Below are 14,117 nucleotides of genomic sequence, written 5' to 3'. Positions count from 1 at the left end.
GGAGCCCATGAAAATGTTTAACTAAAGTTTGGACAAACTGTAACGTTGAATAAGGTGTTTAGTTCGAAGACAAAACACCCGCAATCACTTTCTCACGTTGTGCTTCAATCGCTTCTTTTATCTCTTTTCCTTTTAAGCCCTGTTCAACAAATGGTTTCGCAATAACTTTTGTCGCTTGCTGATAACAGTTTCTTAGTAAATCAATTGTAGGCTTAAGGTGTTGTTCGAAATTTTGCTCTGTCGTTAAACTTGAGATCAGAACGGCGGTAATCACCTCAAAGGCATGTTCGGGCTTACGCCAGCTATCTAGTCGATTAAATAGAGCATTTATTGAAGTAGCATCACAAACATTAATAATCTCTGCTTTATTTTTCTCTGCATCTAGAGCAATTGATTTAGCGTGATTAGGCAGCTTTAAATTTTCTGACACTTGCTTTAATTGCTTTGCCGATTGCTCGGTTAATAAGGTGAGTAGTGCAAAGCGAATATTGGCATCGCCTGAATATTGGCATTGATCCTCGAATAGCTCGCTAATGTCGAGCCAACTATTGGCGATGCTTGGGAGTATCTTAGTTAAGGCACCACAGTGATAAAGGACATGAAAAAATACGCTAGGGTCAGTCTCTGATATAGCTCGGCTGACTTCTTTCCAGACTCTTTCTGCTGAAAGGTACTGTAATTCGCCTGAGTCGCTAATTTCCGTCATTAACGCCATAGTTTCATCTGCGACAGCAAAGCCCAAGTGATGGTAACGTGCGGCAAAACGCGCGACGCGAAGCACGCGAAGCGGATCTTCACTAAATGCAGGTGACACATGTCTTAGTGTTTTGTTTCCCAAATCAACTAAGCCTTGGTAAGGGTCATGAATTTTTCCTTCTTTGTCCATGGCCATAGCATTAACCGTTAAGTCGCGGCGTTTAAGGTCTTCTTCTAAGGTTACTTCTGGAGCGGCATAACAAACAAAACCTTGGTATCCTTTACCTTGTTTTTTTTCTGTGCGCGCAAGCGCGTATTCTTCTTTTGTTTCAGGGTGAAGAAATACCGGAAAGTCTTTACCTACAGGGACGAAACCAAGCTCAAGCATTTGCTCAGACGTAGCACCAACCACCAAATAGTCTTTTTCGACAACAGGGCGTTTGAGCAAAGAGTCTCTAACTGCGCCGCCTACGAGAAAAGTATTTAATGTTTGTTCAATTGTTGGTGATTTATTCATTCGTTTGCTTGGTGTATTTTCAGTCGGCATAGCTTATCATAGGATGGATAATAGCTTTAACGATTCATTAACCTTAAGGGTTAGTTTTTCAAGTTACCGAATAGTTACGGACAATATTTATGTATACGGCTTATTTTTCGCTAAGTGAAGCGCCTTTTACTATCGCGCCAGATCCGGCGTATTTGTTTTTGAGTAATCGCCATAAAGAAGCGCTAAATCATTTAAGCCATGGTTTGGGTGACCATGGTGGCTTTGTACTGCTCACAGGAGAGGTTGGAACTGGGAAGACCACGGTAAGTCGCACTGTAATGGAGCGTTTACCTGAAAACACTCAAGCTGCATTTATTTTAAACCCTACACTTTCTTGTGAAGAGTTACTGGCAACCATTTGTGATAATTTAAAAATCCGTTATAAGAAAACAGGGGCAACCCTTAAATACCTTACCGATAAAATTCAGGCTAAGCTGCTGAAAAACCATGAAGATGGTATTAACACTTTGCTGATTGTTGATGAAGCACAGCATTTACAACCAGAAGTTCTTGAACAGCTTAGGTTACTAACTAACTTAGAAACGAACACTAAAAAGCTTTTACAAGTTATCTTAATTGGTCAGCCAGAGCTGCAAGTGCTGTTGCAGAGACGTGATTTACGACAACTTGCACAACGAATTACCGCACGATACCACTTGTTGCCCTTAAACAAACAGGAATTAAAGCAGTATATTGAGCACCGTCTTAATGTGGCAAAGTGTACAAGAGATCTATTTAACAGCTCAGCGATTAGTCAATTACATAAAATATCTGGCGGTGTGCCGCGTCTTGTCAACTTATTGTGTGACCGTTCCTTGATTATTGCCTATAACACTAATCAGTCTACTGTGAATGGCAGAATCGTGAAGCAAGCGGCTGTTGAAGCACTTGGCAGCGAGCCCGTTCAGCAAAGTAATCGTTCGCTTTCGTTTAACTTCTCTTCACCTATGGCAGTTGCCATGACGACAGTTTGCGCAGTTGCTTTAGGCGTTATTCTCGCAAAGTCATTTTTATACCCACGACAAAACGTAGCTTCACAAACAATTGAGGCGAAAACTGATGATAAAGAAGAACAGTTAGCCACTAACGCAAGTCAATTGCAGCAAACAAACCAAACAGCTCCTAACCAAGAAACTCAGCCAAGCACTGAGCAAATTCAAGCTGAACAGGTAAATGCGTTAGTTAGCAAGGTTGAGCAATTGTTGGCACAGAATCAAGCAAATGCGAACTACAGCGCTCCACAAAATAAGATAACAAATACAGAAGTTACCCAGGAAAAATCGCAGCCAGAAGAGGAGCAGCAGCTTATTCTCGGTTATCGCCCCGATCAAGTAGACGAAAATTCATTTGATTCTACCGATCTTGTACAAGCAGATAATGTATCTAATGAGCTTTTTGAACGATTTCAACAAGCTATTGAAGAAACGGATAGCAGCAGTGACTTTAAAGACAATGAGTTGCCAACTAATCAATATGATGTAAACGATGGTGAAAATGCTGCAACAACCGAGAGTGCCGAACAAGAAACTCATTTAGTGCCTGTTCATCAGTTGCCGGCTGCAATGCAAGATAGTTTGCCTAGCTTGAACTTTGATCAACATGTTTTTGCCACCAACGGGGAAGGGTGGGTTAAGGTAAATGGTATTGAATTAAGAGAAGGGGATGAGGTTGCTAGAGGTGTCGTCTTAAAGTCTATTTTGCCACAATTGGTTGTTCTAAAATATCAGGGTCGAATGTTTACTATGCCAGCGTTATCTAGCTGGTAATGTGTTCATTTTCAATAGAAATAAAAAAAGCACCTTAGGTGCTTTTTTTATTTCATCAACTATGACTATGGAGTGGTCTTAAATTGACCTTGTCTTCTAAGCCAAACCATTAGCGTTAATAATGACATCAGCCAAGTAGTGCCACCGCCACCACCTGAGCTACCAGAATCAGTCGGTGGGTTGACTGGTGTTACTGGTGTATCAGTGATAGTAATTGCTACGGTATCTGTTACCGTATCCGTTCCGTCAGAAACACTTATTTGAAACTCTAGCGTTGTTGAAGAGCTTACTTGCGGTGCCGTGAAGCTAGCAGTTAATGTTGACGCTCCAGCTAATTCTACTTCTGTACCCGACAACTGAGTCCAAGCAACTGTCAGAGCATCGTTATCTAAATCAGTAGCAGAGCCTGTTAGGGTTACCGTATTTCCTTCTTGAATGGATGCATTGTTTCCTGCACTGACTGTTGGCTCGCGATTAACTTGTTTTACCATTACAGCTACTGTCGCAATGCTTTCGTCCAAGCCATCAGAGACGGTTAGTTGAAAGGTCAGTTCGGTGTCTTGTTGAACCTCTGGCGCATCAAAGCTTGTTGTCAGACTAGTTTCATCGCTTAAGGTAACAGTTGTGCCAGAAAGCTGCTGCCATTGGTAAGTTAGGTTATCTCCATCAGCGTCGTTTGCTTCAGCTTGCAACGTAACTTGCGTTCTTTCTTCTGCTGTGATGTTGCTTGCTAGCGTCACTGTAGGGCTTTGATTAACAGCAATGGTAGTTGAAGAGCCCAAATACTCCATGTAGGTGTTATATGCAATTGCAGCCGACTTAGCGTCAAGCTGGTTCATTATACATGTCGCAAAAACGACTTTGGCACCGTTCGCAAATTCTTTACCTTGTGAACAGGCGAATGTTTGCTCATTGTCATCTGTATCGATATAAGTAGCATTGAGAAACGGGGTTGTTGGATCTGATGACGTGTTTTCAAATATGTAAGCTTGCATTGGTCGGCCAGCGTTTTCATAAACGCTAGTATCAAAATCGATAGCCATGCCGTTATATAAATTCTCTCCATAAATAGAAGTGAAAACGGGTCCGATAAGATAAGAATTAATGCCTAGTCTGTTTTCTAGGCTCGGACTCCAATAGAAGACTTGTTGCCCTTCAATGATTAGCTTTCCACCAAGATCTAAGTAATTTAATAAGCGGTTTTCAACATCGTTTGACAAGTCAGGTCTCGCGTAATTAGCGCGACCATCAGATTGCCATTTGTCGTAAGTGAAGCCAAAATTTACTTTTACCACCGGAAAGTCTTCCGGCGTTAATGGCACAATAAAATCGCTCATTATAGCTGAATCTTGGCTTTCATGAAGCTTGTTCAGCAGAGCGGTTTCGTCGTCATTTCCTAAGTTTACTAAAAGCGTCGATACAGGCTCACTTAAAAATAGAATGTCGCGAGACTCAGTAGAAGTGAAGCCGTCCAAGTTTGTCGTAACGGCGTCGATCACATAGTTATTAGATGTCAATGAATCACTCGTAATTGTCACCTCGAATGGAGGTTCAGTTAATGTTGCAAATAATTGACTGTTAACGAAAATCTCTAACTTTTCCAATTCAGAAGCGTTATCTACGGTAAAGCTTTCCGTTATGCTGTTTTTGATTAGGCTCTTATCTTCAATGCTATTAAAGTTACTTCCGTTGATTGAGCTGTATACTTCTGCATTAAGGGATAATTTATCGCTGCCCAGGCTAATATCGGAAATAACCACACCAGTATGCTCACCGGCATTGTTTCTAGACTTTACCTTAGCGTTGGGAGAAAATTCATCGCCTGCTATAAATATGTCACTTGATCCCGCAGAGGCCCTACTTTTTTCAATATCATCTCGACCATCGGCCTGAACTAAGCGAATAAATTTGTCATCACTGTAGCTGTTGTTATTTTCAAAATAGCCCCATTGGTTTAACGTTGCATCGATATGCCATATGGTCAGCCCTTCGCCAGGGAAATGAATGTCGTTGCCTTCTTTGTTTCTATACTCAGCGATAAAAAACTCGTCGTACTTAGTTGTTTCATCCGCATCCTTGTAGACAATAACAGAGTCTCCCGCTACCGCAGACGGAGATAATTCAAGATCCAATGGTGATCCCGATACAACTTTCGGGGTCGTCCAGCCTAAGATAAATTTGCTAAATGCATTGTGGTCATGGTCACCACCCATTTGATCTAATCCACCAACTCCGCCACGAGGACCAATAGAATCGTCATAATCATAGAAGTCCGGTAAGCCTAAGGCATGGCCTGTTTCATGGATTAAGGTTGAAGGGTTAAATTCTTGTGCTGGCGTACTATAAGAAACTTGTTGCCAAGAAATGGTACCAACGGTTTTTCCATCGACGACAAAAGAATTATCATAATAACCAGAAAATGTACCCCACCACAGTGATGCCCAAGCACCAGTTGGGCCTGTCCAAATAACGGCAACGTAATCTATTTCTCCATCACCATTATTATCGTATTGGCTAAAGTCATGGCCTAAGGCGTCGTGATATTCGATAGCATCGCGAATTACCTTTTGTTTCACTTCCCAAGAGTTGCCGTTATCTTCAGGCCTATTATAAGGCGCTTTGTACCAATCTAGGACATTACCTTGAATATCTAATTGGTTATAAGAAGAGCGTTTGTAAAAGGCATTTTGGCTGTCGTATGGAAATAGGTTTGAATCGCCTTCTCCAAAGATCTTACTTTCAATAGATTCTTGGCTGTTTAAGTCGGTATGGGGGTAATCTTCAAATTCCACCAACAGAACTAACATTTTTGGCGTGCCTGTTGATGGGAAGTAGCCATCAAGTGGGTCTATGTTTGCGGAAAAGGTAAACGTGCCGTCAGTGTTGTTAGTTTTAAACTGGTGAGAGTGGCGTTTAAGTCTCTCAACTAAATTCGGATGAAAATGATGAGTTCCCGCAGCCTTTGCTGCTTTAATACGATCGGCTAACGTACCATCTTTACGGTATTTTTCGATCTGTTCTTTCGTTGGGGGCTGAGTAGCTAATGCTGAAAACTGAACAGCAATAAGGCATAGCGCTAGAAGTTTTTTAAACATTTTTTCAGTTTCCTTTTAAATGACTTCTTCTTGTGTATTTTACCGCTATTTTCCAATTTAGCGGTTATTTTTTGATAATAACAGATAATGTAATTGTTAATACAGTGTTGCTTTAAGTGATTTTTAATTGGCTTATTCGATTAATCGATAAACGCGTTTTTGAAAAAACCGAGCAAATTTAGGTTAAATTCTTCAGGTTTGATACAGCAGTCGATTTGATCTTTGTATTTACTTTTTGCCAGATTTATTTCTTCAATTGGTATGGCTTGACTAAGACGAGTGTTATAAAACACTTTAACGTGAGGGTGCAGTGGCTTTTGTTTGTTTAATTGGCTAATCAAACCTAGCTTTCCACTATTGAGCTTGACCAATGTGCCGACAGGGTAAACGCCTAAGCACTGGATAAACTTTTCTACTAATTCTTCGTCATATTGCCCAGGTGATTCTGCTACTAAAGTTTTGAAAGCCGAAATAGGATGCACTGATTTTTTGTAAGGTCGTTCACAAGTCATCGCATCATAACTATCAACGATGGCGATCATTTTTCCATATTTTGACACATCCTTTTCATTTAACCCTTGTGGGTAACCACTGCCATCGTTGCGCTCGTGATGTTCTCGAATCATGCGCATAGCGATGTGTGAAATGTCAGGGCTGTCCTCTAACATCTTTAACCCTAATGCCACATGACTGCGCATGATTTTGTTTTCTTGCGGTGTTAATGCGCCTCGCTTGTGTAAAATATCGCTTGGTATCAACACTTTGCCTATGTCATGCAGAAAAGCACCCAACGTAATTTCGTGAATAAGTCGTTTATCAAAGCCTAAGTGTTTCGCAAATGTACTCATAAGAATCGAGACGTTTAACGAGTGCTCTAATAAGAATGAATCTTTTGATTTAATACGCGTTAAGCAGGTGAGGGCATCAGGGTTACGAAAAATGCTTTCAACTAATGCGTCGGTAGTGTTTTGAACTTCGTCAATGTGCAAAGCCTTTCCTAGCTTTACATTGTCTAGTATCGTTGCTTGTAGTGCTTTTGCCCCTTTATACAGGGAGTTCGCTTTTTTTAGCTCTTGTTCTATCGAAACTTTTCTTTCGCTTGAATCTTTTGTCGTTTGCTTGGTAGACGAAGTTTTCTTTTTATTCTTTTCACCTTGTTGAACTGTTTTTATATCGGAAAAAACACGATCAACTTGTTCCGCTTTTTTAGTTCTTTTAGGGTCGATGATTACTTGTTTAATGCGGGCTTTTATCAGTTGTTTGATAGTCTCGCTTTGGGTGATGTAACCCTCTGATTTTATTTCTAAGTTATCGGTGTCAACAATCGCAACGACATACATACCTAACGATAATTGATCGATGGCAATAGTGGTTAAAGGTTGGGAGTGCTGCTCATTCATTTAAGAAAACTCTACTAGTGATAACTTACCAATTGTCGGTAAGTTATCACAAAAATGTTACTACATTCGAGTTTTTTATTACTGCCAGGCGGGTAATTTGGCTTCGAAATCTTCTATCGTTTCTAGCTTGTTTAATGTCCAACCAACACTGTCTATACCTTGCTCTAAACAGTATTGATGAAATTTATCTAAGCTGAATGAAAAGCTAAGATCACCACTAAATACTTTATTATTGATAAGGTCAACAGTTAGGTTAAGCTTTCCGCCGTCGGCAGCAGCAAAGAGTTGGTTTATTTGCTCTTCTGGTAATTTTACTGGCACGATACCGATATTAATACAGTTGCCGTAAAAAATGTCAGCAAAGCTCGGTGCGATAACCACTTTAAACCCATACTCTTGAATCGCCCACGGTGCGTGTTCACGACTTGAGCCGCAGCCAAAATTTTCACGCGCGAGTAAAATAGACGCGTCTTTGTATATTGGAGCGTTTAAAATAAAGTCTGGGTTGTCTTTAGTGCCATCCCCATCCAAGTAACGCCAATCATGAAACAAATGTTGGCCAAAACCAATACGTTCAGTTTTTTGTAAAAACTGTTTTGGAATGATTTGGTCTGTATCTACATTGGCTGCGTCTAAAGGAACAACCAAACCTGTGTGTTGGGTAAATTTATCCATTGTGTTGCTCCTTATGCGTTTAAATCTACGAAGTGACCCGTGATAGCTGCAGCTGCCGCCATTTCTGGGCTTACTAAGTGTGTACGACTACCGCGACCTTGACGGCCTTCGAAGTTACGGTTACTGGTGGATGCACAGCGATCGCCTTCTTTAAGTTTGTCGTCGTTCATACCTAAACACATAGAACAACCAGGTAGTCGCCATTCAAAGCCCGCGTCTTTAAACACTTTGTCTAAACCTTCACTTTCCGCTTGTTCTTTTACGCGGTATGAGCCTGGTACAACAATAGCTGTGACTTTGTCAGAACATTTTTGGCCTTGCTCGGTATATTGAGTAACAACGGATGCGGCAGCACGTAGATCTTCAATACGAGAGTTTGTACAAGATCCAATAAAGACATTGTTTACTTCAATGTCAGTAATTTTGGTACCAGCTTCTAAGCCCATATAAGCAAGTGCTTTTTTACATGAGTCACTTTCTACAGGGTCGCTGAAGTCTTCAGGCGAAGGCACAACTGCGTCAATTTCGATAACTTGTCCAGGCGTAGTACCCCAAGTGACTTGAGCTTTAATGTCTTTTGCTTCAAGGGTTAAAACTGCATCAAATTCTGCATCATCGTCTGAGCGCAGTGTTGACCAGTCTTCTACTGCCTGTTGCCAAGTATCGCCTTTTGGTGCGTACTCTTTACCTTTTAAGTAATCAAAAGTGGTTTGATCAGGCGCGATTAAGCCTGCTTTAGCACCAAACTCGATACTCATGTTACAAACGGTCATGCGCTCTTCCATGGTTAACGAGGTGATAGCTTCACCACAGTACTCTACAACGTAGCCTGTTGCACCTGCGCTACCTGTTTTACCTATGATGGCAAGGATAATGTCTTTTGCACTAATGCCTTTACCAACTTGGCCTTTTACTTCGATTTTCATCGTCTTTGCTTTAGTCTGGCGAAGCGTTTGTGTGGCAAATACATGCTCAACTTCTGAAGTGCCAATACCAAAGGCTAAAGCACCAAATGCACCGTGGGTAGCTGTATGTGAGTCACCACAAACGATTATAGTGCCCGGTAAAGTTAAACCAAGCTCGGGGCCCATAACATGCACTATGCCTTGGTTTTTATGGCCCATACCAAATAATTTGATACCAAACTCTTTACAGTTTTTCTCTAAAGTACGTAATTGATTAGCCGCACCTTCACCCGCAGCATTGATCTCAATAGATCGAGTTGAAATATTGTGATCCATGGTTGCGATAGTGCGCTCAGGGCGGCGAAGAGGGCGATTATGAAAACGCAAATTCGCAAAAGCTTGAGGAGATGTCACCTCGTGGATTAGGTGACGGTCAACATAAAGTAAAGGAGTTTCACCTGCTTTTTCTTCAACTAAATGGCGTTGCCATAATTTTTCATACAAAGTTGTTGCCATGATTAGCTCTCCTTAATAATGTTGCAGATGATGTCACCCATCTCTTGTGTGGTTTTTGCTAATTCCGTTTGATCTGCGCTAGCTAGATCGCGAGTGAAGTTGCCAGCGTCTAATGCTTTACCTACTGCGTTTTCGATTGCCGTCGCCGCTGCATCTTGATTTAAGCTATAACGTAATAAAAGTGCACCAGACAAAATTTGAGCGATTGGATTGGCTATTCCTAAGCCTGCTATATCAGGGGCGCTTCCACCTGCTGGCTCATACATACCAAAGCCTTGCTCATTTAAGCTTGCTGACGGAAGTAAACCCATAGAGCCTGTGATCATGGCGCAGATATCAGACAAGATATCACCAAATAAATTAGAACAAAGCATGACATCGAATTGAGCAGGATCGCGAACTAATTGCATTGCGGCGTTATCAACATACATGTGCTCAAGAGTAACTTCAGGATATTCTTTTGCGACTTCGTTGACGACTTCACGCCATAACTGTGACGTTGCAAGTACATTCGCTTTATCAATTGAAGTCACTTTATTATCGCGTTTTTGAGCGGCTTCGAAAGCAAGTTTTGTGATGCGTTTGATTTCACCTTTGGTGTAAATCATGGTGTCGAAACCTGCTTCTTGTTCCGTGCCTACATCTTTACGGCCTTTTGGCTCACCAAAATAAATGCCGCCGGTTAATTCTCGCATGACAAGAATATCAAAACCTTGTGAAGAAATATCAGCGCGCAGTGGTGATAAAGTAGACATTGCTGATTGTAATTGAGCTGGGCGCATATTACAGAATAAACCGAAATGGCCACGTAAACCTAACAATGATGCTCTTTCTGGCTGCTCTGTTGGTGGAAGATTTTCCCATTTAGGACCACCGACAGAGCCGAATAAAATAGCGTCAGCCTGCTCACATCCTGCAATGGTAGATTGCGGCAATGCGGTACCGTGATTATCGATAGCACAACCACCGACATCGTAGTGTTCGAATGTTAATGGAAAACTAAACTTGTCGGCAGCTACAGACATTACTTTTACTGCTTCATTCATTACTTCTGGGCCGATTCCGTCACCGGCTAATACTGCAATTTTTGACATTATATTTTGCCCTTAATTTCTCTATTCGTTTGCTTCGCGAGTTATGCAAACGTGATTATTTGCCATTGGCTTCTTTTTGTTGTTCTTTCATTTGAGCAATTGTTTTTGCTCTGTGAATACTATTTAAACAGTGGATCAGTGCTTGGCCAGATGCTTCAATAACATCTGTAGCTAAACCATAACCATGGAAGTTTCTCCCTTGCCATTTAACGACTAAGTGAGCTTGACCTAAGCCATCTTCGCCTGAGCCTTTATTAGAAATTTTGTAATCGGTGACTTCAATTTCAACATCCACTGCTTGTTTAATTGCTTGATACAGTGCATCTACTGGGCCGTTACCCGTTGCAGAAGCTTGTTGCTCTTCTTCACCAACAAATAACTTAATGCCAGCAGTGGCGAAGTCGCTGCCACCCGATTGAACGTTCATCGTATCAACACGATAAAAATCTTTGTTGTCTTGTTGTTGAATGTTAAACAACAGGGCTTCTAAATCATCGTCAAAGACTTGCCCCTTTTTGTCTGCCAAGGCTAGGAAGTCAGCGTAAAGTTCATCTAAGTTAAAATCTGATTCTTGATAACCTAAACTTTCCATACGGTGTTTAATGACATGGCGTCCACTGCGTGAGGTTAAGTTTAATTTTGTTTTCGCAATACCAACACTTTCAGGCGTCATAATCTCGTAAGTATTTGATGCTTTTAGCATGCCGTCTTGGTGGATGCCTGAGGAGTGACTAAAGGCATTGCTACCTACAATGGCTTTATTCGGTTGTACGGGCATATTGCACAACTGACTGACTAATTTAGACGTTTTAGCAATTTCTTGGTGTTGAATACGTGTTTGAACTTCTAACAAGTCTGCGCGTGTTTTCATGATCATGGCAACTTCTTCCAAAGAACAGTTACCCGCGCGCTCACCAATGCCATTTATGGTACATTCAATTTGACGTGCACCAGCTTGAACTGCCGCCATTGAGTTTGCAACGGCCAAGCCTAAGTCATTGTGGCAATGTACTGAGATAATGGCTTTGTCGATATTAGGAACACGATTGAATAACGTGCTAATAATGCCACCAAACTCGTTTGGTAGGGTGTAGCCGACGGTATCAGGAATGTTAATGGTAGTAGCGCCTGCGTTAATGGCATTTTCTACCATGCGACATAAATTATCGATAGGTGTTCTTCCTGCGTCTTCACAAGAAAACTCTACATCGTCAGTAAATCTGCGTGCAAATTTAATCGCGTTAATGGCCATGGCTTCTACGTCGTCAAATCCTTTACGTAGTTTTTGCTGAACATGTACATCAGATGTTGAGATAAAGGTATGAATTCGAAATTGGTCTGCTACTTTTAACGAGTCAGCACAGGCTTGAATATCAGCTTCGACAGCGCGAGCTAAGCCACATACGCGAGCATCTTTGACAGTTTTCGCAATTTCTTGAACTGAATGAAAGTCGCCTGGTGATGAAACAGGGAAGCCTGCTTCGATTACGTCAACGCCAAGCCTTTCAATAGCTTGCGCTATTTGTAGTTTTTCGTGAACCGATAAACTAGCAGTTAATGCTTGCTCACCGTCTCTTAATGTTGTGTCAAAAATGATGACTTGATTGTCCATTAGGTTGTCCTTTACGTTAACGCCAATAAATACGAGCATAAAAAAACCCGCGCTTATTAGCGCGGGTTTTTCTAAATTACTGTAATTAGTTTCTTATTTTACAAACAGCAATATCCTATCCGCGCACAGTTAAGGCGAGGAGGAGGAGGTTAGTTAATGTGCTGTTTATTTTGTTCATTTAATACGTATCAACGTTAAACTTTTCTAAGATGTGCATATTAATAGCGTATTTACTCAAATTTTGTCAAACAAAAAATGAGAACTCATTATAGATAATTGCTATGAGTCATAAATTTGAGTAATTAAAAGCGCTTTGTTTTTACTACTTCTATGATTTCGGTTGTTGAAATAGACGGGGTTCTTGGTAGATAAATGACTTCACATATATCCTTTAAATGATCAAATTTTCCTTGCCAATCGTCGCCCATCACTAAAATATCGGCATTGTAATATTTGATATATTCCGCTTTAAGTTCGAGAGATTCTTCAACAAATACCTCATTAACGCACTTTAAAGAGCGAATGATGTGTTGTCTGTCGTCCTCGTTGTAGATCGGGTAGCGCCCCTTTTTTTCCATATTTAGCTTATCGGAAGAGACACCAACGATCAGGTGAGAGCCATGCAAGCTAGCACGCTCTAGAATATTGACATGTCCAACGTGAAATACGTCAAATGTTCCAAAGGTTATTACGCGCATTTTGCAGATTCCTTGTTTATAAAGTCAGCAATTCTTTGACTGCATTGTCCATCAACAACGCCAGTTAATAATTCTTTCATCTCAAGACGCTGCTGTTCTTTTAGTTGAGGGTTGTTTAAATGCTCAATCACAGTGGATGATAAGTCTCCAGCATTTTTAACTTGCTGAGCCACTATACCAAAATATTTTAGATCATCGTCTAATCGCTTAGTAAATCGTTTTTTGAAGATACCTCGGTAGCTCCAGCGTAGTTTATAAAAATCACACCAAACAGCAGGTTTATTGAGCGCGGTAAATTCAAATAAGGCTGAAGATGCGTCACTAATCATCAAGTCGGCAAGGTGCATGAAAGGTAGAATATTTGTGTCGACTACATTGGTTAGATAAGCGTTACTAAATTCATTCCATGCTAATAAACGGTCACGTTGCTTTTTGTATTTTGCTTTCTGTAATGAAAAAAAGTGCGGCTTGATGATCAAGTTAAACTGGCTCAGTTGTTCAGGCCAATTCTTAGGTAGCATTTCAATACTGCTAGGATAAAAAGTTGGTGCGTAGAGAATGGTTGGTTTATTAGGGTCTAAGCCTAACTCCTCTAATTTCGGGGCGTCAATAGTTCCATTGATGATGGGATCTAGCTTTGCGTAACCAGAATCGACAAATATTTTATCAGGAAACCTATCTTGTAACCTTTTAAGGCGATGCTCTCCTTCGACAAAGCGGTATTGAACTTCGCCTTCAGATACATCGTAGTAGCACGATTTAGGACCTATTCCATGCTGCATTAAAGCCGTTTTACTATGCTCGTGTACACCAGACAAATCATCCATGCGATTGCCAAAGATAACCCAATCGGGTTTGTCTTTTTCGTAAACATATAATGCTTGTTTGTCGTCTTCGACACTTATATAAAAAAGCCCTAATTCTTGAACTGTTTTTTCCAGTAACTCATTGAATTCTTCTTGCTTGTGTAAAACAAAAACTGAGTTGATGTTCTGAGCTGCTAACGCTTCTTTTACTGGAATGTATTGCGGTAGGTAATAAAACTGTTTTATATCGAAATAGACGACCATATAGCTATTTAACTTTTGAAAAAGACACTTTACTCGGGTAGAA

Annotated in this window: 10 protein-coding genes; 1 reads left to right on the top strand and 9 read right to left on the bottom strand. The window is 40.8% G+C overall.

Going from position 1 to position 14,117, the window contains the following annotated elements; all coding sequences use genetic code 11:
- Positions 1-58: 58 nt before the first annotated feature.
- Positions 59-1,213, bottom strand: a complete 1,155-nt coding sequence (locus ACOB80_RS19405; protein WP_473167572.1) for a tRNA nucleotidyltransferase/poly(A) polymerase-related protein — start codon at positions 1,211-1,213, stop codon at positions 59-61.
- Between the two features lie 119 nt (positions 1,214-1,332).
- Here ACOB80_RS19405 and ACOB80_RS19400 point away from each other — a divergent pair, with 119 nt between their 5' ends.
- On the top strand, positions 1,333-3,009 hold the full coding sequence (locus tag ACOB80_RS19400) for an AAA family ATPase (protein ID WP_473167529.1): 1,677 nt from the start codon (positions 1,333-1,335) through the stop codon (positions 3,007-3,009).
- Between the two features lie 65 nt (positions 3,010-3,074).
- Here ACOB80_RS19400 and ACOB80_RS19395 read toward each other — a convergent pair whose 3' ends face one another.
- The 8 genes from ACOB80_RS19395 to ACOB80_RS19360 all read right to left on the bottom strand — a co-directional run bounded on the left by ACOB80_RS19395 (position 3,075) and on the right by ACOB80_RS19360 (position 14,074).
- Positions 3,075-6,104, bottom strand: a complete 3,030-nt coding sequence (locus tag ACOB80_RS19395; RefSeq protein ID WP_473167528.1) for a M6 family metalloprotease domain-containing protein — start codon at positions 6,102-6,104, stop codon at positions 3,075-3,077.
- A 140-nt stretch (positions 6,105-6,244) separates the two neighbouring features.
- The gene (locus tag ACOB80_RS19390; RefSeq protein WP_473167527.1) at positions 6,245-7,504 is read right to left on the bottom strand and encodes a cyclic di-GMP phosphodiesterase; all 1,260 of its coding nucleotides are present in this window, start codon (positions 7,502-7,504) and stop codon (positions 6,245-6,247) included.
- Positions 7,505-7,582: 78 nt separating this feature from the next.
- On the bottom strand, positions 7,583-8,179 hold the full coding sequence (gene leuD, locus ACOB80_RS19385; RefSeq protein ID WP_473167526.1) for a 3-isopropylmalate dehydratase small subunit: 597 nt from the start codon (positions 8,177-8,179) through the stop codon (positions 7,583-7,585).
- Positions 8,180-8,190: 11 nt separating this feature from the next.
- On the bottom strand, positions 8,191-9,600 hold the full coding sequence (leuC, locus tag ACOB80_RS19380; protein WP_473167525.1) for a 3-isopropylmalate dehydratase large subunit: 1,410 nt from the start codon (positions 9,598-9,600) through the stop codon (positions 8,191-8,193).
- Positions 9,601-9,602: 2 nt separating this feature from the next.
- A complete protein-coding gene (gene leuB, locus ACOB80_RS19375; protein WP_473167571.1) occupies positions 9,603-10,697 on the bottom strand; it encodes a 3-isopropylmalate dehydrogenase in 1,095 nt (364 codons plus the stop codon).
- 52 nt (positions 10,698-10,749) lie between these two features.
- The gene (gene leuA / locus ACOB80_RS19370) at positions 10,750-12,306 is read right to left on the bottom strand and encodes a 2-isopropylmalate synthase (RefSeq protein ID WP_473167570.1); all 1,557 of its coding nucleotides are present in this window, start codon (positions 12,304-12,306) and stop codon (positions 10,750-10,752) included.
- A gap of 302 nt (positions 12,307-12,608) precedes the next feature.
- Entirely contained in the window at positions 12,609-13,004 is a 396-nt protein-coding gene (locus ACOB80_RS19365; protein WP_473167524.1) for an FAD synthase family protein, read from the bottom strand.
- Positions 12,995-14,074, bottom strand: a complete 1,080-nt coding sequence (locus ACOB80_RS19360) for a CDP-glycerol glycerophosphotransferase family protein (protein ID WP_473167523.1) — start codon at positions 14,072-14,074, stop codon at positions 12,995-12,997. Before ACOB80_RS19360 ends, ACOB80_RS19365 begins: the two co-directional genes overlap by 10 nt.
- Between the last annotated feature and the right edge of the window lie 43 nt (positions 14,075-14,117).

Source organism: Thalassotalea coralli, assembly GCF_055786205.1.
The sequence above is the reverse complement of the archived record's forward strand: the minus strand, read 5'-3'. Positions and strand labels throughout refer to the sequence as shown.

Coding starts and splice junctions, on each gene's coding strand:
- ACOB80_RS19405 (WP_473167572.1), bottom strand. CDS start 1,213: ATGAATAAATCACCAACAATTGAACAAACATTAAATACTTTTCTCGTA.
- ACOB80_RS19400 (WP_473167529.1), top strand. CDS start 1,333: ATGTATACGGCTTATTTTTCGCTAAGTGAAGCGCCTTTTACTATCGCG.
- ACOB80_RS19395 (WP_473167528.1), bottom strand. CDS start 6,104: ATGTTTAAAAAACTTCTAGCGCTATGCCTTATTGCTGTTCAGTTTTCA.
- ACOB80_RS19390 (WP_473167527.1), bottom strand. CDS start 7,504: ATGAATGAGCAGCACTCCCAACCTTTAACCACTATTGCCATCGATCAA.
- leuD (WP_473167526.1), bottom strand. CDS start 8,179: ATGGATAAATTTACCCAACACACAGGTTTGGTTGTTCCTTTAGACGCA.
- leuC (WP_473167525.1), bottom strand. CDS start 9,600: ATGGCAACAACTTTGTATGAAAAATTATGGCAACGCCATTTAGTTGAA.
- leuA (WP_473167570.1), bottom strand. CDS start 12,306: ATGGACAATCAAGTCATCATTTTTGACACAACATTAAGAGACGGTGAG.
- ACOB80_RS19365 (WP_473167524.1), bottom strand. CDS start 13,004: ATGCGCGTAATAACCTTTGGAACATTTGACGTATTTCACGTTGGACAT.
- ACOB80_RS19360 (WP_473167523.1), bottom strand. CDS start 14,074: ATGGTCGTCTATTTCGATATAAAACAGTTTTATTACCTACCGCAATAC.